Below are 24,786 nucleotides of genomic sequence, written 5' to 3' on the forward strand. Positions count from 1 at the left end.
CAATGAAGTTTTTTAGGGTTCCTTCCACAATTCAGCCCTTGGATTCCCGGGAAGCAAAAACACGAAAGAACCACCCTTTCCCGGCAGGTGTCCCATCGTAGTCCGAAGAGTTTTAAAATATGGTAACGATTGTTGATGAAAGAAAGCTGGAGACATATTTGGGGTTCCATCACAACCAGTTCCTTTATCAGAAAGCCGGATATATCCTTTCCTATTTTCCCAAGATGAAACTTTCCAAATCCTTTTTCAAACGATGTCATTCCCATATTGGGAAAAGCATCCGGTATCTTTCCATGGATAATCGATGGGAGAATCCAATCTACCATGCATTCTGGCAACTCTACGCTCCAGAAGATCTTCTGAAGACGATGGAACAGGGAGCTAATGCAGATGTTTGATCTTTCCCTTTCGGAACTAACAAAAAAAGCAGAAGAATTGCACTTCGTACGTGACACCTTGGAAAAGGTGTTACGTCTGACTGAAATCCTGACGTATATTCATTCAAATTCCCGAATGAAGGACACACTTGCTTTGAAAGGTGGTACCGCAATCAACCTGACAGTGTTCAACCTCCCTCGTTTGTCAGTAGACATTGACCTGGATTACCATGCAGATCAGACACGAACAGAAATGATGACAACCAGAAAAGAAATCACAAAAGATTTGCCAACGTACAGGGAGAGCCAAGGATACACACGACACACAGGGAGTAAATCTTGGCATAGTCTGGATTCGTTTGTCTTCTCATATACCCATTAAGGAGGTAGAAGTGATAACCTTAACATCGAGATAACCTATTCATTACGCTCTCATATGTTTGATCCTGTTCTTAGGCCTTTGCTGATTGAAACAACATCCAAGAAACAAGAAGTGTGAACACGTATGCCTCTTGAAATGTATGTAGGAAAAACAAACGCCCTGCTCAATCGTGCGGCCACGCGTGATCTCTATGATACGTTTTATATGATACGACATCATCTTATTCCAGAAAATCTCTCTTCTACATTCCGAAAACGTATCGTCTTTTATACAGCGATTTCTTCAGAAACATCATCAATTTACGTTTGTTTTTTGGCTTGATTACCTTGTCGACTTCCCATTCAAATCTTCTCAATTTTCAGTGTAGATTCCAGTGTTCGCATAGAATTCATTCCAGTAAAAAGATAATCTCCTGAGCAACCAGGCAGAGACAGGACAAGGAAGGAAACCTCCCCTCTTATTCCTCTCAAAGGGACGGACACACCTGCAAGGGGACACGCATCCGGTGTCAGGTGCGCTCTCCACGTATGCTTTTGGGGATCGAAAAAGGCATGGCTTCTGATTTCCATTATCCGCCCACATCCGGAATGGCAAAAGACGGGATATTGCGCTACACTTGTGCCATGCGGCGGATCTATCTGGACAACGCAAGCACCTCATGGCCTAAAGCCCCCGGCGTCGGGAAGGCCATCACTGACTTTCTCTCAGGCAACGGGAGCAACGTCAACCGTGGCGCGTATTCCCATGCCTACGCGACGGAAGAACAGGTGATGGAAACCCGCCAGATGGTCGCGTCGCTGTTCTCCATCCCCGACCCCCGGCTGGTCACCTTCACGCTGAACGTAACCGAAGCGCTGAACTTTTTGATCAAAGGGCTGTTCCAGCCCGGTGACCACCTGCTGGTCTCCTCCATGGAACATAACGCCGTGATGCGTCCTCTGGTGCAAAGCGGCTTCCCGTTCACCCGCATTCCTTCCGATTCACAGGGCAGGATGCTCGTCGATCATCTGGAGGATCTCATCACGCCCCAGACCAAAGCCATCATCACCACCGCTGCAAGCAACGTCTGCGGCACCATCCAACCGCTTGCAGAGTTGTCTGAATTCGCCCGGCGGCACCATCTGCTTTTTTTGGTGGATACAGCGCAGGCCGTACCCTATCTGGATCTCTGTGGCATCCACGCCGACGCGTTCGCCTGGACGGGACACAAAGGACTGCTCGGCCCCCAGGGAGTCGGAGGGCTCGCGCTCACCGAAAAAATCGCCTCTACCATCGACCCGCTGGTCAGCGGCGGCACCGGCTCGTTCAGCGACAAGGAAACCATCCCAACCGTCCTTCCCGACCGGCTGGAAGCGGGGACGCAGAATCTGCCCGGCATCCTGGGACTGCACGCCGCCCTCACCTATCTGAAAGCCCATGGGAAGAAAGTGAAAGAAAGGGAATACCAGACAGGAGGAGCGCTGTTGGAAATCCTTATGGAACAACCGGGCGTCTCATTGGTCGGGCTTCCCACGATGGAAGGCCGTGTCCCGGTATTTTCCATCACCACACCGGGGAACGATCCCGCCGATGTGGCCTTTTCACTCGCCGATCGTTATGGAATCGAAACACGGGTGGGGTTGCATTGCGCGCCATCCGCCCATACCAGTCTCGGAACGTTCCCCGGAGGCACAATACGCTTCGCTCCGGGGCCGTTCACCACCGATGAGGATATCCTCGCCACCAAAGAAGCGTTGAAGGAGCTGATCCATGCATGAATACTATCGTCACCTGTCCCAATTTCTGAACAAGGACATCTGCAGCCGGACCACGGTGCTTTCCGGCCCCCACATCGGAGAAGAAGCGATCTCCATCGGGGACAAGCAGGTGCTTGCCAGTCCCCATTTTGAGCCCGAAGGAGCGCAGACGCTGACCGAACATCTGATCCCCAAACCGCACCTGGTGCTGTTTGGAGGCGGCCATGTATCCCTGGCGCTGTACCAGCTGGGCGTTTTGCAGGAAATGCCGATGGACGCCTACGACGACCGGGAGGAATTCGCCAACCAGGCGCGCTTTCCCAAGGCGACCGTCCACTGCATGCCCTTCGACCAGCTCCCCCAGCACCCCATCACGTTCCCCGGGGCGTACGTGGTCATCGCGACCCATGGACATCTGTTCGACCGGCAGTGCCTGGCCTACTCTCTCCGGCAACCCCATGCCTACATCGGCATGATCGGCAGCAGGGCGAAGGTGGCGTTCACCTTCGACGCGCTGAGGAAGGAAGGGTTCACCGACGAAGAACTCTCTTCGGTGCACGCCCCCATCGGACTTGCCATCGGCGGAAACAGCCCGGCGGAGATCGCCGTGTCCATCATGGCCCAGATCATCTCCATCTACGCCAAGGATCCCGGTCGTGTGTTGATCGACCCGACGGTGCTTGCCGCTGCCACCTCCTGTGAAACGGACGGCGTGTTGGTCCGCGTGCTTGAGAAAACCGGCTCCTCCCCGGCGACTCCTGGAGCGATGATGCTGGTCACCAAGGACAACGTCATCGGAACGGTGGGGGGAGGATCAGTGGAGAAACGGGCCATCGACAAGGCAAGGGCGCTCAAAGCGAACATGATCGACGCAGAGGACCTCGGTCCCCATGGAGACGCCGGTATGGTCTGCGGCGGCGCGGTGAAGCTTCTCTACACCCGGCTCTGGTAACAGCGGTTTTCCTGTACCGATCCCCACAGGATGGGATAGGGAGCGTGGAGGGACAAACTCTTCTCCCTCTCCGTCTCCTCTATCGCGTCGTACTGGTTGCAGAGGATCAAGCAGGAGCGTTGGGCTGAAAAACCTTTCCTCACCCCTTGTGGCGTATCGATCAGATGCTGCAGATAGGGGAAATCCACCGTTTTCTCCCCCGTCTCACCAAAACACACCTCCTTCCGCGGTTGTCCAATGGCTGACAACCCAAGTACGGCGATCACCGTGTCGGTGAACGAAGGGATCACCGGATCCCGCTCCGTATGGAGTTTCAACGGAAGACGACGCGCGCCATCCGCCTCGATCAACGTGATGTCATACCGGAAGGAAAGGTTGTGGATACTCTCCAAGGAAGGAGCAATCGCTTTGGGAAGAGAGGGATGAGGGTCGGCGAACCAGACCGTCTCGCCGGGATGGGGAAAGTAGGAGGAAACCTCCGAATCTCCGAAGAAGTACCGGTCAGCGGAAAACCCAAAGCCTTCGGGGGTCTGCATCTTCGTGGTGGTCGTCAAAAGCACCCGCTTTCCCAAACCCCGGTAATACCGCCCCAGAAGGGCAAGCAGACTGGTCTTCCCCCCGGCTCCGGTGATGGCGATGACCTTCCCACGCGCCAACGTGCCGATCGTTTCGTCCAAACGCGTCATGCATCCATCATCCAAAGCGCTTCGCCATCCGTCAACCCTTGCGGGACTCGTACACCTCCGCGCCGCCCAGGAAGTATTTGGACAGGAAGCCGAACAGGATGAACATCGGGATGGACGCCAGGAGTGCGCATGCCATCATGGCTCCCTCGTCCGTCTGCTTCTCCTCGCTGAACTTGGTGATGTACAACGGGATGGTCTTCATCTTCTCACTCTGTGACACCAACAACGGCCAGAGCAGGTTGTCCCACTGGTTGCGGAACGAGAGGATTCCCAGCGTGGCCACCACCGGCGTGCAGTTGGGAAGCACGATCCTCCAGTAGATGGAGAACTCCCCTAGCCCGTCCACACGGCTGGCGTCCAGATACTCGCTGGGGAACGTGATCAAATACTGGCGCATCTGGAACACCCCAAAGGCGGAGACGAGGAACGGGATGATCAAGCCACGGTACGTGTCCATGATCTTCATCGAAGATGCGACCATGTACAGAGGGATCATGATGGCCTCAAACGGGATCATCATCGTCGCCATGATGGCCATGAACACGAACGTCCGTCCCTTGAACTTGAACTTGGCAAGTCCGTATCCGCACAACGATGCCAACAGGACGGTGGTGGCGGCGTCGGTGAGCGCCACGACCAACGAGTTCCAGATGTTACGGAGGAACACCGGATTATTGTTGTTGCCGTAGATCGCCTTGTGGAAGTTGGTCAGAAACGTACGGTCCTGCGTTAGAAAATACGACCTGGAAGGGATCCAATTGAACGGCATGGTGAGGATCTGCTTGGCGTCCATGAAGGAAGCCACCACCATGAACAGGATGGGAAGAATGGTGAAACACATCACGATAAGCAGGAGAATCCACGCCACCACTTCTCCCACACTCACCCGGCCGACATAAGTATTGCTTGCCATATCCGCCTCCTAGTACTCGACGTCGTCGCTCTTGGAAGCGGCGAACTGCAGATAGGTGAGCGCCAGCATGATGACGAACAGGATGATGGACATGGCCGAAGCCCGCCCCAACTTCCCGTTGCGCACCCCAGTGTAATAGATGTTCATCGTGATCACGTCGATCGGCCCTCGCGCCGCTCCGTTCTGCACGAACATGTACTGCGTGCTGAACGTTTTCAGGCACTGCAGCATCGCCATGATGGAAACCAGCACCACCGTCGGTTTGAGCAGTGGCAGCGTGATGCGCCAGAACGTATGCCAACGACTGGAACCATCGACGATGGCCGCCTCGTAGAGCGTCGGAGGAATCGACGCCAGACCAGTGATGAACAGAATGACGAAATAGCCGATGTATTTCCAGAAATAGACAATCATGGTGGACCATTGCAACATACCGTCATCCGTCAACCATCGATAGTCCACCCCATGGGTCATCAACAGATGGTTGGAAAACTGGTTGACCAGTCCCCTCGGATTGAACAAGATCATCCAGATGGACGCGGCGACCACCGACGAGAGGACTGCGGGCATGTAGAACGCGATCTGGAAAAAACCACGTTGGCCAGGTTGTCTGAGTTGCATCATCAACGTGGCGAGGATCAAGGAGATCACCACCATGGGGATGAAGGTCCCCAACGTGAAGGTGAAGGTCGCCCGCATCGAATTGAGCAGCGGGAAACCGGCGTTCTCCTGGGTGAACAGATACACGTAGTTCTGCAACCCCACCCACTTGCTGGTACGGGCGATGGCCTGCCGGTTGGTGAAACTGGTCAGAAGCGCATTGATGATCGGATAAAAGCTGAACACCGCGAAAAACACCAGGCAGGGGACGGTAAACAAAAATCCCCATTTCGCCTGCTTGCGTTCAATACTGTACGTTTTTTGCTTGGCCATAACACCTCTCCCCATACATATCACCGAAAAAATGGAAAGCGAGGGGCGTTTCCACCCCTCGCGCCTTACGAAGAAATCACACTTCGTTGATCAATTCCTGCACCGTCTTCTTCAACTCGTTGTAGGCGTCTTCCGGAGCTTTCTTCTGAATCATCACCGCCTTGACGGCAGCGGTGAGCGCTTCCTGGATAGCGCTGGAGTTGGCTCCATAGTACACCACGTGGGCCCGTTCCATATCGGAGCGGAACACATCGGAGTACGGCAGGTTCTTGAACGTATCACTTTCCATCAGCTTGTTCGTCGGCTGGAGCAACTGCACTTCGGTCAGATACTCCTCACCGTGGGAAAGCATGTAGGCGATGAACTGCCAGGCGACTTTCTGCGTCCGCTTGTCCGCGTCGGCGTTGACCATGTAGTAGTGGCCGTAGTAGTTGCAGGCGCCATCGGCGACGGCATCCTTGAACTTGGGATACGGAATGACCATCCAGTCTCCGCTGTCGTAGAACGACGGGTTCTCCGATTTGATGCGGGACTGCTGGTACAGGCCGGAAGAACACATGGCCACTTCCCCGTTGTCCTTGTCAAACACCTTGCGGGCTGCGGTCAACGTCGGAGATCCCAGGTTCAGCCCATCCGGGCCCCACTGCTGCAGGAACGTGAAGAACTTCACCCACGCGTCCTTGTTGACAATCGCTTCCTTGCCATCGTCGCTGACCAGTTTTCCACCCAGCTGCTCCACCATCGGAACCATGTTCTCCAGGTTGTAGCCATAGCGGAAATCGTAGCCACGGCTCTTCAGGATGTCCCCATCCCGTTTGACCAGTTTCTGGTTGACGGTGACCATGTCCTCCCAGGTCTTCGGATAATCCTTCTCAGGATCCAACCCGGCTTCCCGGAACGCCCGCTTGTTGACGTAAATAGCCCAGTTGGTCAATTCCATCGGAAGTCCATACACCTGGCCTTCATAGGTGACCGGATCCATCGTCTTGGGCGCGTAGGCGGCGATGACGTCCTTGGCGTCCTTGTAACCTGTGGCCGCGTAGTCCATCGGGGCGACACGACCGGCTACGATGTACGGGTATTCCTCATTCACCTGCAGATTGAAGATCGTCGGCCCCTTGCCGGCGGCGAAACTGGTCTGAACCAACTCCACCATCTTTCCGGATGCCTGACGGGTCACGTTGATGGTTACATTGGGATGCGCCTGCTGGAATTCCTGGATGTACCGGTCTTCCAGTTTCTGCCGCGCGGCATCCTCATGCGTCCAAAACTCAATCGTCACCGGGGAATTGTCCTCAGCGGCTTCCTTTGATCCTTGCGCGAAGACAGCCGGCGTGAGCAACGCCAGCGCCAAGAACAGCGCCATTCCTTTTTTCATACAAAGCCTCCCTGTATTCGGTATGTTCAGTGTAGGGGCAGAAGAAAGCGGCCGCAAGAAAACATTCTTGGTATTTCTTTAAGGCTTTGCGGAAAAAAGGTTCGGTTTTGAGAAAGCTCAAACAGTTTTGTAATTTTCTCCGTTATACATTGTCATCACTTTGTAATGTATGGAGATACGCGGAGAGTTTGTCAAACGTCTCTTCGGAGATATCGTGTTCGATCAAGCAGGCGTCATGCTCGGCGACCTTGCCATCCACCCCGAGCACCTCATGGAAGAACCGGGTGAGCATCTTGTGGCGCCCATACATCCTGCTGGCCACTTCCCTGCCCTTGTCCGTCAGCTTGATGTCCCCATAGCTGGGACGCACCACGTAGCCGCCATCCATCAGGTTCTGCATGGCACGACTTACCGAAGGCTTGGAAAGCCCAAGCCTGTTGGCCACGTCGGTGGTACGGACGACGCCGTGTTCCTCCTCAATGGCAAGCACCGCCTCAAGATAGTCCTCGCCACTTTTGTGCATATATGCAACGTACCATATTTCCGGCCGGTTGTCACTTCTTCCTTGACGGTAAAGTTTGTTTATGCTAACTTTTTAGTATGAAGAAAACCGTAGGAGGTCTCACGTTGGGGGAAACGGGCACCGTCGATACGATCGTCGCGCCCAAACCGCTGAAACGCAGACTGATGGACATGGGATTCACCCGAGGGGTTGCCGTGAAAATGGTCAAGGTAGCGCCGTTGGGAGACCCGATCGAAGTGGAGCTGAGAGGGTACAATCTCTGTCTGAGGAAAGCCGAAGGAGACCACATCTCCCTGCAGGAAACCAAATGACCACCCTGGCTCTGGTAGGAAACCCCAACTGCGGCAAGACCACCCTGTTCAACCAACTGACGGGAACGACGGCGTACGTCGGCAACTGGCCGGGCGTCACCGTAGAGAAGAAGGAAGGGTTGTATCATGGGATGCGGATCCTGGATCTTCCCGGCATCTATTCCCTGTCCCCCTACTCTCCGGAAGAGAAAATCGCCCGTCGGTACATTCTGGACGAACAACCGGATCTGATCATCGACGTCATTGACTCCACCAATCTGGAGCGCAGCCTGTACCTGACCACCCAACTGGTCGAACTGGGGCGTCCGGTGATTCTGGCGCTGAACATGACGGACCTGTTGGAAAAGAACGGCATCACCATTGACGCGAAAAAACTTTCCATGCTGTTCAATTGTCCCGCCATCCAGCTCTCCGCGTCCAAGAACAAAGGTCTGGAACATTTTGAAGAGACCATACGGCAGACACTCTCCAGCGGCAAGCTCCCCGCCTGTCCGTTGTTCTCCAACACGGTGGAACGATACATCACGCCGATCATCGCCGATGATTACCTGCACAATCTTCCCCAGGGACGCCCGATGCGCTGGGCCGCCATCAAGCTGATCGAACAGGATGAACTGTTCCTCTCCTCCATGCCACCCGTCCCCGCCACCACCCAGAAGTTGATCGACCAGGCGCGCGCCGCGCTGACCGTCACCTACGATGATGACCCGGAAGCGGTGATCATCGACCAGCGGTACAAGGTGGCGGAGAAAATCTGCGCCGCCTGCCAGACTACCGTAAAAAAAGAACAACGATTCTCACTGGACCGCATCGCCACCAGCAAGTACGGCGCCATCCCGCTGTTCGCCTTGGTGATGGCCGGGGTGTTCTACTTTTCCATCCAGCTGGTCGGCGGCATCACCACTCCCCTGATCGAACAGTTCTTTGACTTCATCAACACCCACTTGGACGCGTTCCTTTCCTCGATCGGCGTGGTACCGATCCTCCGAGGACTTCTGGTCAACGGCATCATCGGAGGCGTCGGTTCCGTCCTGACCTTTGTTCCCCAATTGTTCGTTCTGTTTCTCTTATTGAGCATTCTGGAAGACTGCGGGTACATGGCCCGCATCGCGTTCATCATGGACCGGATCATGCGCTCCATCGGCTTGTCCGGCAAATCGATCATCCCGCTGGTCATCGGTACGGGATGCTCCGTACCCGCCATCATGTGCAGCCGGACGATTGAGCACCAGCGGGAGCGTGAACTGACGGTGATCGTCACCCCATTCATCCCCTGCGGCGCCAAGATGCCCACCTTCGCCTTGTTCATTGCCTTCTTCTTTCCCGGCAAATGGTACATCGCCCCCCTGATCTACTTCCTGGGCATCCTCAGTGTGATCATCACCGGGTTGATCAGCCAAAAGCTGGACAAGCACAAAGAGACCAACGCGTTCATCCTGGAACTGCCCCACTACCAGGTCCCTACGGTGAAGAACGTCTGGCTGCAGACCAAAGAGCGGATCGCAGGCTTCGTCCACAAGGCGGGCACCATCATTTTGCTCGCGTCGGCGGGCATCTACGTGCTGCAATCCTTCTCCTTCACCCTGCAACCGGTATCGGCCGACCAGAGCATTCTGGCCACCATCGGCAGAATCGTCGCCCCGATCTTCAAACCGTTGGGCTTCGGCACCTGGCAGGCGGCGGTGGCGCTCCTTACCGGGATCGCCGCCAAAGAAAGCATCGTCAGCACCCTGACGGTGACGATGGGAGGAGCGGCACTCTCCTCCGTCTTCACCACCCGCTTGGCGCTCTCCTTCATGGCCTTCGTCTTGCTTTCCACCCCTTGTGTCGCGGCGCAGACGGCCATGTTCAAGGAACTGGGCAGTGACAAACGGAAGTTCTGGAGGGCGGTGGGGTACCAAATGGGATTTGCCTACCTGGTCGCCCTGTTGATATATTGGGCAGGAGGCATGATGGTATGACGGTATTGGCGAACATTATCGTAGGACTGGTCATCGCGTTCCTGCTCTTTCTGGCCATCCGTTCGGTGGTCAGGCAGAACCGCTCCAACAGCTGCGGCTCCTGCACGCGGTGCGCGGCAAGCAGTGACGGCAAGCATACCTGTCCCCCCAGCGGATGCGCGGGATGCCCGTTCGCCGGGAATTGCCATAAATAAATATACATTCATTAGCATATTTATGCAAAAAGACTGGAATAAAACGCCGGGAAACCGTACAATCGTGGCATATCATTCAGGAAAGGGGTTTCCTATGAAAAAACAGATTTTGGTAGCCATCATGGCGCTTTGTATGGTGTCGACGCTGTTTGCCCAAGGCAACAAAGAGCAGACAACGACCGACAATTCCTTGCAGAAGGTTCTGGACAAGGGTGAGTTCGTCCTTGGTCTGGACGATTCGTTCCCACCGATGGGATTCCGTGACGAGAACAACGAGATCGTTGGATTCGACATCGATTTCGCCCGTGAGGTGTGCAACCGGCTGGGCGTGAAGCTGGTCTGCCAGCCGATCGACTGGAACGCCAAGGAGCAGGAGCTGAACACCGGCAACATCGACTGCATCTGGAACGGATTCACCATCACCGACGAACGGAAGGCCAACATGGCTTTCACGGAACCCTACGTGGACAACGCCCAGGTGGTTGTCGTCAAAGGCGATTCCCCGGTGAAGACACTGGCCGACCTGAAAGGCAAGAAGATCGGACTGCAGGCGGGCTCCTCCGCCCAGGAAGCGGTGGACGACACCCCGGATTTCAAGAGCAGCCTGAAGGAGATCGTCGAGTTCAAGGACAACCTCACCGCCCTGATGGACCTTGAGATCGGTGGAGTCGACGGCGTCGTTCTTGACCTGCTTGTCGCCAACGACAACATCAACCGCAGCGGCAAAGACTTCCGGATCCTCCCCGAAGGACTGTCCAAAGAGTCCTACGGCGTCGGTTTCCGCAAGAACGACATCGCTTTGAGGGACGCCGTGCAGGCGCAGATGGAAGCGATGGCCAAGGACGGCAGTCTTGCCAAGATCGCCACTAAGTGGTTCGGCGCTGACATCACCGTCATCGGCAAATAACAGAACAATCTTGTCAACGACTCCCGGGAAACCGGGAGTTTTTCTTTTCCAGGAAAGAATCCCGCCACTTCCGTTCCCTTCCCTAGGCAAGTTTTTTCCTTTGGTGTATGATTCGGTATGTTTATTCCTTGGGTATGCATTTTGCCGCCAAGGAAATCCTTTAGGAAGGTATGGGTTTCATGGGACCATTACTGCTGCAAATGCTCAAGGCGACCGGAACATCGTTGGAAATCTTTTTCCTGACGCTGCTGTTCGCCCTGCCACTGGGGATGCTGGTCGCCCGGGGGCGCATGGCGAAGAACCGCGTGGTCTCCTGGCTGGTCAACGTGTACATCATGATCATGCGCGGGACCCCGTTGATCCTCCAGTTGATCTTCGTCTACTTCGCCCCGTACTACATCTTCCACGCATCCTACGACCGGTTCACCGCCGTAATCATCGCGTTCGTCATCAACTACGCCGCCTACTTCGCCGAGATCTACCGCGGAGGCGTTCAGTCCATCCCCAAAGGCCAGTATGAAGCCAGTTCCGTGCTAGGGTTCACCAAAGCCCACACCTTCTTCCGCATCATTCTCCCCCAAGTGGTCAAACGCATCATGGCGGCGATGGGAAATGAGGTGATCACCTTGGTGAAGGACACCGCCCTGGCCCAGACCATCGGGGTCGCCGAGCTGTTCCGCGTGGCGCAGAACGCCTCGGCCCGCCAGTTCTCCACCACTCCGATCTTCATCGCCGGCCTGTTCTACTTCGTGATGAACGGCCTGGTTTCCAAAACCTTCGACCACATCGAGCGCAAGCTCGCCTATTACAACTGAGGCACCTATGGAAGAAATCATCACCGTCCGACACGTTCAGAAACATTTCGGGGACCTGGGAGTATTGAAAGACATCTCCTTCAGCCTGCAGAAGGGTGAAGTCCTGTCCATCATCGGGCCGTCAGGATCAGGAAAGAGCACCCTCCTTCGCTGCATCACCCAATTGGAGAAGATCGACGGCGGGGAGATCGACATCTGCGGAGAGCGGATGGCATCCACCACCAACGGGGTGGTCACTTACGCGAACAAAGAAAAACTCAGGCACATCCGCCTGCAGTGCGGTCTGGTCTTTCAGAACTTCAACCTGTTCCCCCATATGTCCGTGCTGACCAACATCACCGAAGCCCAGCGGTTTGTTCTGAAGAAGAGCAAGGAAGAAGCGGAGAAAACCGCCATGGCGCTGTTGGAGAAGATGGGACTGACGGACAAGGCATCCGCCTACCCCTGCCAGCTGTCCGGAGGCCAGCAGCAACGGGTCTCCATCGCCCGCGCCCTGGCGCTGAACCCCCAGGTGCTCTGCTTCGACGAACCCACCTCGGCGCTGGATCCCGAACTGACCGGGGAAATCCTCAAGGTGATCAAAGCGCTGGCCAAAGAGAAGATGACCATGGTGGTGGTCACCCACGAGATGCAGTTCGCCCGGGAAGTGTCGGACAACGTGATCTTCATGGACGATGGCGTGATCGTCGAACAAGGCGCTCCGGGGGAGATCTTTGGGAATCCCAAGAACCAACGCACCCAGAAGTTCCTGCTCAGATACGAGCAATAAACGGAGAACCCGCCACCACTCCGGTCGGCTTTCCATCCTGACAGGCAACGCGCCCGTTGACCAGAACAGAGTCCAGCCCGATGATCGGCGCGACCGGCTTGTCCATCGTAGCCGTATCCTGGATGGTCTTTGGATCGAACAGGACAAGGTCCGCCTTCATTCCTTCCTTCACCATTCCCCGATCAGTCATCCCAAGCCTTCCCGCAGCCAGGGCGGTCATCTTGCGGATCAGATCCTTCCAGGGAACGACCTTCAATTCCCTTCCATAGCGGGAGAGCAGATGCACGGCCGCGTTGGTGGAACGGGGATGCCACAGAGAGCCGGCATACAGGGCATCGGAACCGAAGGCCATCAACGGATGGGTAAGGATGCGGATCAACGACGCTTCGCTCTGCGTGGTGTCCGCCATCAGGGCGATGCCCGTCTCCTCGGAGAGCAGACCGAACAGCATGGTGAAGGGATCCGTCTTCCGCTCGTCGGCCACATCCTGAAGCGTGTGCATCCGAAGTTCGGGATGATGATCCAGCGCCAGGATGGTGATCTCCCCGAACCCCACCATTTGGGTGATGCTGTCCCACCCATCAGGCTTCTCCATCTCCCGACGCATCGTTTTCCTGTCTGATGGATTGTGCAACGCGGAAAGAAGCTCCTCCCTTGGCAAGCGGAGGTAATCAGGAGGCAACAGACTGAACAGGCTGGTGGAGCCATAGGTATACGGATATTGGTCAAACGTCACCCGTACGCCGTTGTCCTTGGCTCCTTCGATCATCTCCAGCATCCGGCCCACCTTGCCTTGGTTTCCCCTCCCGATGGCCTTCAGATGGCTGACTTCCAGCCGGACACCGGTCTTTTTGGCCAAGGAAAGCACTTCCGCAAGCGAAGGGATGACATCATCCCCTTCGCACCGGTGATGGACGGCGAACAGCCGGTCATGCTTCGCCGTGGTGGAAAGAAGGGCACGGAGTTCCCTGGCATCCGCGTACATGCACGGAGCGTAGTACAGACCGGTGGAAAAACCGACACATCCCTGTCGGAACGCTTCTTCCAACAGAGATGTCATTCGTTTCAGCTCCTCATCCGTCGCCACCCGGTTGGGATTTCCCTGAAGTGCGGTGCATCGGAGCGCGCTGTGGCTGACCAGGAACGCCATGTTGGTTCCCGTACCGCTCTGGGCAAGACGATCCAGATACGCCTGGAAAGACGACCAATAGGACTCCTTCCATGCCCCCAGCACATCCTCGTTCAACGCCTTCTGGATGGAATCATCCCGCGGGGATGGATATACCCCCACCCCGCAGTTTCCGCTCACCTCGCTGGTGATCCCCTGCCCGACCTTGGCCCGCATGGCGGGATCCCTGAGGACTTCAAGCTCACTGTGGGCATGGATGTCGATGAACCCCGGGCAGAGGATCTTCCCCGACGCGTCGACGGCCCCCGGTTGGTCAATGGTTCCGATCCGGGCGATCACGCCATCCTTCACGCCGACATCAGCCACATACGGTTCCGCTCCCGAGCCATCCACCACGGTGGCATGGGAGAACACCAGGTCAAACATGGTTGTCTTTCCTCCGAAGGAGCAGCGACAACACGCGCCGGATGGAAGTCTCGAACAAGGCGATCACATCCTGGTAGTTGCCACGCCGGCGGGTCAGCGCGAGATCGGCGTTCAGTTCCGGAACACCCTCTTTGGGGATCACCGGAGGCGGATAGCCGCCGGAAAGCAGTTCGCACGCCATGGCAAGCAGGGCGAAAAGTCCATCATGCTCGCCGAACGGCCGGATGCGCGTCAGCTCCCCGAACAGAAACGCCGAGCGTACCAGCGGGTGGAGCATCTGCCATTCCTTGTCATACTGGTAAAGCAGAATGGCCATCTGCTGTCCGATGGAGAACACCGCGTCATCCGTCGACCCGCCGGCGGGGATGGATGCCTTGCGGTACGTGCCGAGGTTCAGGTCATCGATACCGGAAAGCAGGGTCCGATACATCCCTTTCAGTTTCATTTCGGAGAGATATGGATCATCATGCGGCATGGCGGGGATCGGGCCAAGCCCCGTCTCCTGGATACACCGAAGAAGCATGGTGCGGGCGTTCAGGCAAAGGAGCGCCACCGATTGGTCCATTCCCATGGGGAATGAGCCATCAAACAGCTGGGAAACCTGGGACGGAGAAACATCCATCCCATCCAACAGCAACGCACCGGAGAGGAAATCAGGGAGCAACGAGCCGATGGTACGCCAAACGAATCCCTGGTCTTCCTTGCGGCTGCGGAACTCCTCCGCCATCGCGTCCAACGCCGCGTAGTTCGCAGCGCCCGGGCGGAGCCCGACGTTCTTGATGCGCCGTAATCTTCTGCCATCCTGTGGCTTCGGGGCGTCGTACGGGATGTTCCATCCCCAGCCGTTCCGGATTACGCCATCCACCCGTCCTTCACTGCAGAGGATACGCACCCTCCGCTCCGTCAGTCCCCACTTGTCCGCGGCGGTCTTGACGTTCATGTATTGCATCGTCGCCATACCCATAGGTGTACCATGATGGCGACAAACAGGCAACGGGAAAGTCGCTTTACCCTCTTTGCCATTTCTCGGATAATATCCCTTCGGAGGAGTCATGGAACGGTATGATGTGGTGATCGTCGGCAGCGGACCGGCGGGTATGGGCGCGGCGTTCGCCCTGAAGGGGCGTAATCCCAACCTGTCCATTTTGATGATGGACAAGGAGAAGTTTTCCACCGGAGGGATGCGCAACGACTGCAAGATGAACTTCACCTATCCCATCGGCTTCCCCACCGAGTACTGGACGGAAGAAGAAGCCAACCGCTATCTGGAGGAAGTCATCGCGTTCCTCAACCCCAAATTCTTGGATAAAACCAATGTGGGGCGATACCAGGCGCGGGCGGAGAAACTGGGATGCGGACTGCTGTCCATCCGCCAGACCCACCTGGGAACTGATGGGGGCCTTCAGTTGATCAAAGAACTGCTGGCCCGCCTCTCCTCGTTGGGCGTGGAGCTTTCCCTGGGAGAGGAGATGACCCGGGTGGATGAAGCGAACAAGATCATCCGCACCCAGAAGCGGGAGATCGGGTATCGGGCGCTCCTCGTCGCCCCGGGCCGGCACGGCTTCCAGTTTCTGCAGGATCTGATGCGTTCCCTCTCCGTTCCCTACGTGGACAACATCGTGGACATTGGCATCCGGGTGGAGACCCGCATCGAGCACTACCCGATCGTCACCGATTACTATGACCCGAAGTTCTATTTCCCCGAAAAAGTCAGGACGTTCTGTACCAACAGCGGCAACGCCCACGTGGTGCAGGAACGGTACGTGACCTCACGGGGAGACGTCTGGTACTCCGTCAACGGGCACGCCTACTCCGCCCACAAGGAGACGAACAACGGACTCGGTGAACTTCGCCATTCTGAAGACCGTCAAGTTCACCCATCCGCTGGCAAGTGGCCAGCAGTTCGCCGAGAACCTCGGCTTACAGGCCGCCTTGATGGGTGGTGGCAAACCGTTGATGCAACGTGTCGGGGATTTCCGCATGGGCTCTCGCAGCAAGGAAGAGACGTTCAACAATGACCTGTACGATTTCGCCCCCACGTTGAAAGCCAGCCCGGGAGACATCTCTCTGGCCATGCCGGCGAAAATCCTCCGGTGCATCTGGAAAGCGATGAAGAACCTGGACACCATCGTGCCCGGTGTACTCCACCCCTCCACCATCATGTACTATCCGGAGATCAAATGCTACGCCAACAAACCAGAGTATTTGGACGAACACTTCCGGGTGAAAGAGGACATCTGGTTCGCCGGGGATGGCGCGGGATGCTCACGAGGCATCACCGGAGCGTGGGCTTCGGGAATCCGCGCCGCCGAAGGCATCGCCTCTTATCTGGAGTAATCGAAGCGCCGTTCCAACCAGGTATCACACAGGCCGACCCACGCCACGTCAGCGGGATGCGGTGTGTTCACTTCCTCGTTGCACATGGAAAGCCCATGCCCGCCTTCCTGGAACAAATGGAGCTCGAATGGAATGTTGTGGGAACGGAGAGAAGAAGCGAGCAACATGCTGTTCTCAACGGGAACGGCCTCATCCTCCACCGTATGCCAGATGAAGAACGGAGGGGCGTCGTCAGGCACCTGGTTCTCCAGGGAGAACAGTTCCTTCAGCTTGGCGTCCCCACCCGTGACCCAGCCGACGCTCTCCTCATGACCGTATTTCCCGGTGGAGATCACCGGGTAGCAGAGCACACAGGCGTCCGGCCGGTTCAACTTGTCCGGATGCTTCCCCAACGCCGGGTTCCCGAACAACAGGGAAATGGACGCGGCCACATGACCTCCGGCGGAGAATCCCAAAACACAGATCCGGTTGGGATCACACAGCCAGGCGGTTGCGTGGGAGCGGATCTTTACCAGCGCGTCACTGGCCTCCAGAAGCGGTTCCATCGCCCCAGCGTCTTTTCCTACCGAGTAATCCAGAAGAAACACGTTGTACCCCTTGGAGAGGAAGTGCAACGCCACCGGGTCACGTTCCCGCCAAGAAAGGAAGCGGTACGCGCCACCGGCGCAAATCACCACACTGGGACGGATGTTCTTGATGCCACCGTCATCCACGTAATCCTGCAAGTATCCGGTAAGCGGGACCTCTTTGGGCCCCACACCAATCTGAATGATTTTCATGCTTCGCATCGTACCATGAGAAGCGGTTTTTTGCAAAGAACGCTATGTCCGCTTGATGGTATCCAGCAACGCGTCCAGACTCTGGTGGGTGACCCGCGGATTGAGCAAGGTGAACTTCAGGTAGGTTTTCCCTTTGTAGACCGTCTGCCCGATGATGGTTCCTTCCAGCAGCAACTTCCTCCGGATCGCCTTGATGCGCTCATCCGTCGCGCCATGCAGACGAAACACCACACTGCTCAACTCCGGCCTGGTCACCGCGTCAAAATCAGGATCGGCGAGGAGTCGTTCATACACGTACGTGGCATTCTCCACGCAGGTGTCGATGATGGCCCCGTACCCATCCTGCCCCTGGCACTGGAACGACACCCACACCTTCAGCGCGTCAAACCGCCGGGTGGTCTGCAGTGACTTGCCCACCAGATTGGTGTATCCATCCTCCTCGTCCTCTTCCCGGTTCAGGTAATCGGCGTGCAGCATGAACGGTTCCATATGCTTTCCGTCCTTGACCAAAATGGCGCTGCAACTGATGGGAAGCAGGAACATCTTGTGGAAATCCAGCGTGATGGAATCACACTGGGAAAGATTTCCCAGCCGGCTCCGGTATTTCTCAGAGAGGATCGTCGCGCTGCCGTACGCCGCGTCTGCGTGGCACCACATGCCGTTTTCCCGGCAGACCGAGGCGATGCCGTCCACCGGATCAATGCTCCCGTAGTCCGTCGTCCCGATGGTCGCCACGGCGCAGAACGGCAGGAGCCCAGCTTCCTTGTCCCTGCGTACCAAAGCCCGAAGGGCGTCCACGTTCATCCGGCAGGCGTCATCCACCGGCACTTTCACCACGGCGTCATATCCAAGCCCCAACAGATGGGCGCTCTTTTCCATGGAAAAGTGGGAGATCTCCGACACGTACATCCGAAGCGAGCGGAAATCGTCAGGAATCCCATGCTTCTTCACGTCCCACCCTCGTTTGCCGCAGAACCAATCCCGGGCAAGAAACAAACAGGAAAGGTTGGACTGGGTGCCTCCGCTGGTGAACGAGCCATCGGCATCCGGCCCGTACCCGTACAACGAAGTCAGTTGCTTGACCACCTCCACCTCGATCTCCGTGGCGATGGGGGACTGATCCCAGGAATCCATCGACTGGTTGAACACCGAAAGGATTACTTCAGTGGCAAGGGACTCCATCAACGCGGGACTGTGGAGGTGCGCCATGTAGCGGTCTGAATAGGTATGGACGAAGTTGGGAAGCACTTCCTTCTTCATCTTCTCCAGCACCGCCTCATATCCCATTCCATGAGAAGGAAGCAACGTATCCTGCAGGACAGCCTGTAATTGCTGAGGCGTCCTGCCGCCATACGCGCTGCCGTCGCAAGACGCGTCCAAAACGGCGTCGATGGTCTCTTCCATCATCTGCCGATAGCGCAGGTGTGACTGGGGATCCTCCGAAAGCAACAGCTCAGACTTTCTTGACATCAGCGTCCACCCTCCGGACCACGTCCTGGAAGATGTCCAGCATGGTATTCACTTCGTCATGGGTGACGTTGAGCGCCACCAAACACCGCATTACCGATCCCATACGGCCTCCCCGTTCCATGATCAACTTCTTCTCGAAACAGAGTTTCTGCACCCGGGCGGCGATATCCCCGTCATACAGCGGAACGCCCATGATGTCCTTCGGCCCGTTGGGATTGATGAATTCGATCCCGATCATCAACCCTCTGCCACGAACATCCCCGATGATGGAGACCTGCTGTTTCAACGCGTTCAGACGGGATTGGATCATCTCGCCCTTGACCCGCACATCCTCAAGGAACGCGGGATCAGAGACACGCTGCATCACCACCGTACCTGCCGCCATGGCAAGCTGGTCGCCACGGAACGTCCCGGTATGTGCGCCCGGTTTCCAGGTATCCAGTTCCTCACGGTACACCACAACGGAAAGCGGAAGCGAGCCGCCGACCGCCTTTCGACAGAAGAATGACATCCGGCACGATATCCCCGTACTGGAACGCGAAGAAGTCGCCACTGCGGCCGATGCCGCACTGAATCTCGTCGCAGATCAACGGGATGCCCAGCTCTTGGTCACCCTGCGCACCGTCTGGAGGAACTTCTTCGGCGCGGGAATCACCCCGCCCTCTCCCTGGATCGCCTCCAGGATCACCGCGGCGGGAAGCGGAATACCACTCTCAGGATCTTTCAACGCGCGCTCGAAGTAGGCGCAACAGGCGTCGACACCCGCTTCCCCGCCCAACCCGAACGGATCGCGGTAGGTGTACGGATACGGCATGAACTGCACGTAAGGCATCAAGCCCGAAACCGGGCTCTTCGCGGCCAGGTTTCCGGTCAACGACAGGGCGCCATGGCCCATTCCATGGAACGCTCCATGGAACGCCACCACCGACGTGCGGCCGGTGGCTGTCTTGCACAGCTTGATGGCTGCGTCCACCGCGTCGGTGCCACTGGGGCTGCAGAACTGGATTTTTGCGTGATCTTTCAATCCGGGAGGAAGCAGGCTGAACAGCGTTTCCACAAACCGGTCCTTCACCGGCGTGGTGATGTCCAGCGTATGAAGGGGAGCATCGCTCTGCAGCATGTCCACCATCACCTGATTCACTTCCGGATCATTGTGCCCAAGGGCCAACGTACCGGCTCCGCAGAGGAAATCAAGATATTTGTTTCCTTCCACGTCTTCCACCCAAACGCCCTTCGCCTTTTTCAGGGCGACGGGGAATTTCCTCGGATATGTCCGGGCGTTCGATTCTGTCTGATTCTGACGGTCAAGGTAGAATTGATTGGTGACTGTGCTCATGCTGTCCTTCTCTTCTTCAGTACGCGTTCCATCGCTGGATTGGCGCACCTGTTATCTTCCTTCTTCAAGATGGTTGTACCAAGTCTACGCGCGCCTATGAACCATAGGCAACGAGCACACGTATTATTATCACAAACGGGAGAAAAGAAAAGAGTTTTCCAGCTGTTTTTGAAAAATTTTCCCAAGGGGGAAAACCGGTCATTTCCCCAAGGCGAACAATGCCGCTCCGATGGCCCCGCACAGTTGCGCCATAGGGGGAGATGGCAAGGGGTACGGAGAGCTTGCGTTCCAACGCGTGCACCACTCCGGGGTTCTTCGCAACCCCACCGGTGAGCATCACCGGCTCGGTGAGGCCGACACGCCCCACCAGCACGGCGATTTTGGAGGCGACCGACGCGTCCAGGGCGTACACGATATCCCCTACATCCTTGTTTTTGGCCACCAGAGAGACCACTTCCGACTCGGCGAATACGGTGCACATGCTGCTGATGACGATCTTCTCGTTCGCCGTATCCCCCATACGGGCCATCTGGTCGATATCCATGTCCAACGCCCGGGCCATCATCTCCAGAAAGCGTCCGGTTCCCGCGGCGCACTTGTCGTTCATGGCGAAGTTCACCACGCCCCCCGCCTCATCCAGACGGATGGCCTTGCTGTCCTGTCCTCCGATGTCGATGACGGTACGGACGGAAGGATCCAGGAAATGGGCTCCTTTGGCGTGGCAGGAAATCTCCGTGATCCGCTGGTCATCCCCGAACGAATCACGCCCATAACCGGTGGCCACCACACGCGCCACCTGATCGCGGGAAATTCCCGCCTCCTCCAACGCTTTTCCCAGCGCTTCCTCCCCACTGGCCCGCGCCCCACGCCCCGTGGGCAGAATGACCGAAGCGACAATGGTTTGGTTCTGGTCCATCACCACCACATCCGTGCTGGTCGACCCGCTGTCGATGCCCGCCACAAACCCGTCACGTATTTTCATCGGGGGCTCCTTTGTTTTGTCCAACGTCTCTCGGAACGCTTCCAAACGTGTCGCCAACTGGCCTTCACTCTGCGTGGTGTAGTCCGTTTCGATCCGTATCGACGGAACCGAGCAGGAAGCCAACGCCTCGTTGCACTCCATTTGGGAAAAATCACAGAACTTCATCGCGTGGTACACCACCCCGGCAAGCTGGGGGTCATGATACAGCGCCGACCGCCCGACATTCCGGTCCATCCGGACGCAGGGAATCTGGGCAAGCAACGCGGCGGCGTAGGCGTCCCACATCGCATCTCCAGTTCCTTCCGGACGTGGTACAAACCGGTTTCCCAGACAGGTATGGTTCTCCACCGGATAGCCTGTCTTTTGGGACACAAACGCGGCAAGGGACGCGTCCGCTCTGGCTCCTACCAACCCGATGTACGTCCCGGATGCCTTTTTCTCAGGAACGAACGCCGAGAGGAACCGCTCCACGGAAAACTCCTTTCCGCTGTATCGGGTATAGGCGTCCTTCAACCGGAGAATCTCCCGGACGAATAACGAGCGGGAACATGCGATATCCTCGTGGGGAAGATCCAACAGAAACAGGAACCGGCACTTCCCGCTCTTTCGGGCAATGTCCGCCACCCGACGCATCACGTCACAGCAATTGACCAGGACCAACTCCTCCGCGTCACCGTCACCCACCGCCTGGATGACCGATTTGCCGAACCCGCACAGGTTGGCGTGCCCCAGACGATCAGCATCAGGATACTGGGACGCCATCGCCTCAAGCGGCTTGCAGGAAACCCCAAAGCCCGCGAAGAGCTCGATCGGAGTGTACTTGCACACGTAGCGGATCATTTTCCCGCCTCCAGCATCTCGACGAACGCCTGGAGCCGCGTCTCCGTCTGTCCATCGCTTTGGTTGTGGATGTCGCACCCGTCCCCATCCAGGAACAGGCAGGGCAGCCCCAACGCCTCCAGCTCATCCTTGATCATCCCGGACGAGGCCAACGTCGCCTTGCATCCCCAGTGGCCGAACAGCACCGCGCCATCGGCATGGACCCGTTTCTGCACGGCAAGGATCTGGTCGACGCGATGCTCCACCCCTCCGCAGAACGAACTGCGCACCATTCTTCCCGCCATGGCAAGATAAGGATCAGGATCGTCCTGGAACGCGATCATCGATTCGTAGGACATCTCGCAGGCGACGATCCGAACCCGTGGATTGAAATTCAGGAGCGTTCTTACCGGCATCTGGGCGAACGGGATGGTGTGGATCCACAGAAGCTTCAACCCGTGATCAGGCTTTCCTTTTTCATAGTCGGAGACGGCCATTCGCCAGTAGCGCAGGCTTTCCTCGCTTCCGAGCAGCATATGGTTGGTCATGATCTCGTACATCTGGGAAGTGACATCCCCGGGAACATTCACCGAACCGACGAGATCAAGATACCGAAGATACAGGGAACACGCTTCCCTGCTGCGATTCACCGCGCTCCGCAACGTGTCCTGCGCGATCAACCGATGGGTCTGGTCCTCAATGAACGTGACCATTTCCCTCAGTTCATCCGCCACATACCGGACGCTGTCCTGGGAAATCTCGTATGGGACTTCCACGCAGAACCGTGGAATGTGGTAGGTCCGGGAAACATGGGGGAATGTGATCATATTGGCGTCACACGCCACGTTGGTGTACAGGAGGAACGGAGGCGTCGGCAACAGGCCCAATCGGGTGCCTCCGAGAAAAATCCGATGATACGAGCAGAGCCCGGGATCTTCATCCGCCGCGTCCAGCAGCGGATCCTGGCATCGCGTCCCCGTCATGAACGCCGAAACCCCCTCGGCGGAATACGGGGCGTAGCCTACAGAAAGAAGAGGTTCGCACGGAATAAACAGGCTGGTCATGGCACTCTGTTCAGGGTGACGAAGCACTCCCCGCATATACCGCATGATCAACCAGGAGAGGTACTGCTTGCTTTTGGGAAGCCGCTTGTCGGGAAACCACTTCAGCCGGAATTCCTGCGCCACGTAGCCAAGGAGCATCAGCGACCGGGCTTTCTGCCCGTCCGTCACCGCCAACTCCCCTACCTTGCCCCCAAAAGCATCCACCACCGACATACCCCGATGATAGCGGAAAACCCTAAAACCAACAACATCGGAACAAACAAAAACCTCCCTCATTCCTCAACGGAACTGGGAGGTTACATCGGGCAGAATGGATTCGAACCATCGACCCCTTGGTCCCGAACCAAGTACGCTACCACTGCGCTACTACCCGAACACAAGCAGAAAAGACTATACCTTTTGAAGCCGAAAGTGTCAACTCAAGCAGAAAAGGAAGCATGTGTCTTTTGATGATACCCCATAAGATTACATCGGTACTTCGTTTCATTTGTAATCCTTCCCGCTTTGAGACGAGCACAGTTCCCAAAGCAGGAATTATCAGGTATTCTCATCCTATGAATCGCAAGAAATGCCTTCTGATTATGGTTGTTTGCAGCCTTTCTTCCCTCCTTTGGGGTGGCGTCGCATTGAAATCGCTGGAAGAGGAATATTGGAACCATTTGGTACTCATTGGTGCCGCTGAGCGCCCCACGCTGAGCTGGAGGACCTTAAGCGACAACCAGTTCACCCTTCTTGACGCTTCCCAAGATGTCTGGAATCTTGGATCAAAAAAAGAACAGGTATGGAAGTTTTACGGACCGGAAGTTTTCTCATCCTACAACAGTGCGTATCCCTACGGCCAGAACGATGGCGCGCTTTGGCAAGGGAAAGGGTTTAACATCCAGGTAAAAGGTGGAGTTGGATTCAGCTCACATGGATTTGATATCATCCTGAAACCTGAATTTAATTTCTCTCAGAATCTGTCCTTCAAAATTATGGTTGCCGATTCGTATTACGGAAGTGCATACGCCTATTATTGGTCGTCCTTGGATCTTCCCCAAAGGTTTGGAGATTCTCCGTTTTTTACATTCGACTGGGGTGACTCCGAAATCCGGTATACGATCGGGACGTTCACGATAGGGTTTGGGACCCAAGCGCTCTGGCTCGGACCAGGATGGCTTAACGCCATTCTTCATTCCAACAACGCTCCGACCTACCCTCGCCTTGATTTTGGTTGGAGAAAGACAAAAATCACAATCCCCTGGCTCAACAACTGGTACGCGGGTGATTTTGAACTCCGTTTCTGGGCAGGAAGAACCGGTTATTCTGATTACTATAAACCCAGCCAAGGATTTGCCGACAAACACATGTTGCTCACAGGAACCAGCGTCGCCTATGCTCCTTCCTTTCTTCCAGGCCTCACCCTTTCCCTGAACAGTCTCGTCATCACCCCTTGGGAAGACTCGGAAAGCTGGAAACAGTTGTTCGGACTAGCGACCGCCTTTGTCGGAAACGGCAATGAGGACGCCAAAGCGGAAATCTCCGCAAACTGGAGATTCCCAACTGTGGGCCTGGAAATCTATGGGTCGCTCGGAATTGATGATTATGTGCCTGGGAGATAAATTCCT

At 56.4% G+C, this 24,786-nt stretch carries 24 protein-coding genes, 1 tRNA gene and 1 pseudogene; 11 read left to right on the plus strand and 15 right to left on the minus strand.

Features of this window, described 5'->3' with window-relative positions; genetic code table 11:
- Positions 1-384: 384 nt before the first annotated feature.
- The 3 genes from LKE28_04195 to LKE28_04205 all read left to right on the plus strand — a co-directional run bounded on the left by LKE28_04195 (position 385) and on the right by LKE28_04205 (position 3,447).
- On the plus strand, positions 385-759 hold the full coding sequence (locus LKE28_04195) for a nucleotidyl transferase AbiEii/AbiGii toxin family protein (protein MCH3907452.1): 375 nt from the start codon (positions 385-387) through the stop codon (positions 757-759).
- Between the two features lie 623 nt (positions 760-1,382).
- On the plus strand, positions 1,383-2,516 hold the full coding sequence (locus LKE28_04200) for an aminotransferase class V-fold PLP-dependent enzyme (protein MCH3907453.1): 1,134 nt from the start codon (positions 1,383-1,385) through the stop codon (positions 2,514-2,516).
- Entirely contained in the window at positions 2,509-3,447 is a 939-nt protein-coding gene (locus LKE28_04205) for an XdhC family protein (protein MCH3907454.1), read from the plus strand. The genes LKE28_04200 and LKE28_04205 overlap by 8 nt, the downstream gene beginning before the upstream one ends.
- Here LKE28_04205 and yqeC read toward each other — a convergent pair.
- The 5 genes from yqeC to LKE28_04230 form a co-directional block, all read right to left on the minus strand.
- Positions 3,429-4,133: a putative selenium-dependent hydroxylase accessory protein YqeC gene (gene yqeC / locus LKE28_04210; protein ID MCH3907455.1), complete on the minus strand. Its 705-nt coding sequence runs from the start codon at positions 4,131-4,133 to the stop codon at positions 3,429-3,431. The two genes, LKE28_04205 and yqeC, sit on opposite strands and share 19 nt — an antisense overlap.
- Positions 4,134-4,164: 31 nt before the next feature.
- On the minus strand, positions 4,165-5,046 hold the full coding sequence (locus LKE28_04215) for a carbohydrate ABC transporter permease (protein ID MCH3907456.1): 882 nt from the start codon (positions 5,044-5,046) through the stop codon (positions 4,165-4,167).
- A gap of 9 nt (positions 5,047-5,055) precedes the next feature.
- Positions 5,056-5,979, minus strand: coding sequence for a sugar ABC transporter permease (locus tag LKE28_04220; GenBank protein ID MCH3907457.1), 924 nt, complete (start codon positions 5,977-5,979; stop codon positions 5,056-5,058).
- Between the two features lie 76 nt (positions 5,980-6,055).
- Positions 6,056-7,357 (minus strand): extracellular solute-binding protein, encoded by a 1,302-nt coding sequence (locus LKE28_04225; protein ID MCH3907458.1) that lies wholly within the window; start codon positions 7,355-7,357, stop codon positions 6,056-6,058.
- A gap of 142 nt (positions 7,358-7,499) precedes the next feature.
- Positions 7,500-7,880, minus strand: a complete 381-nt coding sequence (locus LKE28_04230) for a metal-dependent transcriptional regulator (GenBank protein MCH3907459.1) — start codon at positions 7,878-7,880, stop codon at positions 7,500-7,502.
- Between the two features lie 77 nt (positions 7,881-7,957).
- Between LKE28_04230 and LKE28_04235 the strand changes: the two genes are divergently transcribed.
- The 6 genes from LKE28_04235 to LKE28_04260 all read left to right on the plus strand — a co-directional run bounded on the left by LKE28_04235 (position 7,958) and on the right by LKE28_04260 (position 12,837).
- Positions 7,958-8,191 (plus strand): ferrous iron transport protein A, encoded by a 234-nt coding sequence (locus LKE28_04235; GenBank protein MCH3907460.1) that lies wholly within the window; start codon positions 7,958-7,960, stop codon positions 8,189-8,191.
- Complete coding sequence (gene feoB / locus LKE28_04240) at positions 8,188-10,152, plus strand: ferrous iron transport protein B (protein ID MCH3907461.1); 1,965 nt, start codon at positions 8,188-8,190, stop codon at positions 10,150-10,152. Before LKE28_04235 ends, feoB begins: the two co-directional genes overlap by 4 nt.
- On the plus strand, positions 10,149-10,346 hold the full coding sequence (locus LKE28_04245; protein MCH3907462.1) for a FeoB-associated Cys-rich membrane protein: 198 nt from the start codon (positions 10,149-10,151) through the stop codon (positions 10,344-10,346). Before feoB ends, LKE28_04245 begins: the two co-directional genes overlap by 4 nt.
- A gap of 94 nt (positions 10,347-10,440) precedes the next feature.
- Positions 10,441-11,253, plus strand: coding sequence for an amino acid ABC transporter substrate-binding protein (locus tag LKE28_04250; protein ID MCH3907463.1), 813 nt, complete (start codon positions 10,441-10,443; stop codon positions 11,251-11,253).
- A 179-nt stretch (positions 11,254-11,432) separates the two neighbouring features.
- Positions 11,433-12,068 (plus strand): amino acid ABC transporter permease, encoded by a 636-nt coding sequence (locus tag LKE28_04255; GenBank protein ID MCH3907464.1) that lies wholly within the window; start codon positions 11,433-11,435, stop codon positions 12,066-12,068.
- Positions 12,069-12,084: 16 nt separating this feature from the next.
- Positions 12,085-12,837, plus strand: coding sequence for an amino acid ABC transporter ATP-binding protein (locus tag LKE28_04260; protein ID MCH3907465.1), 753 nt, complete (start codon positions 12,085-12,087; stop codon positions 12,835-12,837).
- On the opposite strand, the gene LKE28_04265 is transcribed toward LKE28_04260, so the two are convergent.
- Both LKE28_04265 and LKE28_04270 read right to left on the minus strand, forming a co-directional pair.
- Complete coding sequence (locus tag LKE28_04265) at positions 12,821-14,392, minus strand: D-aminoacylase (GenBank protein MCH3907466.1); 1,572 nt, start codon at positions 14,390-14,392, stop codon at positions 12,821-12,823. The two genes, LKE28_04260 and LKE28_04265, sit on opposite strands and share 17 nt — an antisense overlap.
- A complete protein-coding gene (locus LKE28_04270) occupies positions 14,385-15,350 on the minus strand; it encodes a hypothetical protein (protein ID MCH3907467.1) in 966 nt (321 codons plus the stop codon). Before LKE28_04270 ends, LKE28_04265 begins: the two co-directional genes overlap by 8 nt.
- A 94-nt stretch (positions 15,351-15,444) precedes the next feature.
- Here LKE28_04270 and LKE28_04275 point away from each other — a divergent pair.
- A pseudogene (locus LKE28_04275) lies at positions 15,445-16,729 on the plus strand (FAD-dependent oxidoreductase).
- Here the strand turns inward: LKE28_04275 and LKE28_04280 are convergent.
- The 8 genes from LKE28_04280 to LKE28_04315 all read right to left on the minus strand — a co-directional run bounded on the left by LKE28_04280 (position 16,717) and on the right by LKE28_04315 (position 23,552).
- A complete protein-coding gene (locus LKE28_04280; GenBank protein MCH3907468.1) occupies positions 16,717-17,508 on the minus strand; it encodes an alpha/beta hydrolase in 792 nt (263 codons plus the stop codon). The pseudogene LKE28_04275 and the gene LKE28_04280 overlap by 13 nt on opposite strands.
- 42 nt (positions 17,509-17,550) lie before the next feature.
- A complete protein-coding gene (locus LKE28_04285) occupies positions 17,551-18,978 on the minus strand; it encodes an aspartate aminotransferase family protein (GenBank protein ID MCH3907469.1) in 1,428 nt (475 codons plus the stop codon).
- Complete coding sequence (locus LKE28_04290; GenBank protein MCH3907470.1) at positions 18,962-19,489, minus strand: aminotransferase class III-fold pyridoxal phosphate-dependent enzyme; 528 nt, start codon at positions 19,487-19,489, stop codon at positions 18,962-18,964. The genes LKE28_04285 and LKE28_04290 overlap by 17 nt, the downstream gene beginning before the upstream one ends.
- On the minus strand, positions 19,425-19,568 hold the full coding sequence (locus tag LKE28_04295; protein ID MCH3907471.1) for an aminotransferase class III-fold pyridoxal phosphate-dependent enzyme: 144 nt from the start codon (positions 19,566-19,568) through the stop codon (positions 19,425-19,427). The genes LKE28_04290 and LKE28_04295 overlap by 65 nt, the downstream gene beginning before the upstream one ends.
- Complete coding sequence (locus LKE28_04300; GenBank protein ID MCH3907472.1) at positions 19,565-20,314, minus strand: aminotransferase class III-fold pyridoxal phosphate-dependent enzyme; 750 nt, start codon at positions 20,312-20,314, stop codon at positions 19,565-19,567. Before LKE28_04300 ends, LKE28_04295 begins: the two co-directional genes overlap by 4 nt.
- Before the next feature lie 94 nt (positions 20,315-20,408).
- A complete protein-coding gene (locus tag LKE28_04305) occupies positions 20,409-22,136 on the minus strand; it encodes an acyl-CoA dehydratase activase (protein ID MCH3907473.1) in 1,728 nt (575 codons plus the stop codon).
- The gene (locus LKE28_04310; protein ID MCH3907474.1) at positions 22,133-23,392 is read right to left on the minus strand and encodes a 2-hydroxyacyl-CoA dehydratase family protein; all 1,260 of its coding nucleotides are present in this window, start codon (positions 23,390-23,392) and stop codon (positions 22,133-22,135) included. Before LKE28_04310 ends, LKE28_04305 begins: the two co-directional genes overlap by 4 nt.
- 88 nt (positions 23,393-23,480) lie before the next feature.
- A tRNA-Pro gene (locus LKE28_04315) sits at positions 23,481-23,552 on the minus strand.
- Between the two features lie 181 nt (positions 23,553-23,733).
- Here LKE28_04315 and LKE28_04320 point away from each other — a divergent pair.
- Entirely contained in the window at positions 23,734-24,780 is a 1,047-nt protein-coding gene (locus tag LKE28_04320) for a capsule assembly Wzi family protein (GenBank protein MCH3907475.1), read from the plus strand.
- Positions 24,781-24,786: the final 6 nt, after the last annotated feature.

Origin of the sequence: Sphaerochaeta sp. (genome assembly GCA_022482495.1) — a bacterium.
GTDB lineage: Bacteria > Spirochaetota > Spirochaetia > Sphaerochaetales > Sphaerochaetaceae > RUG023.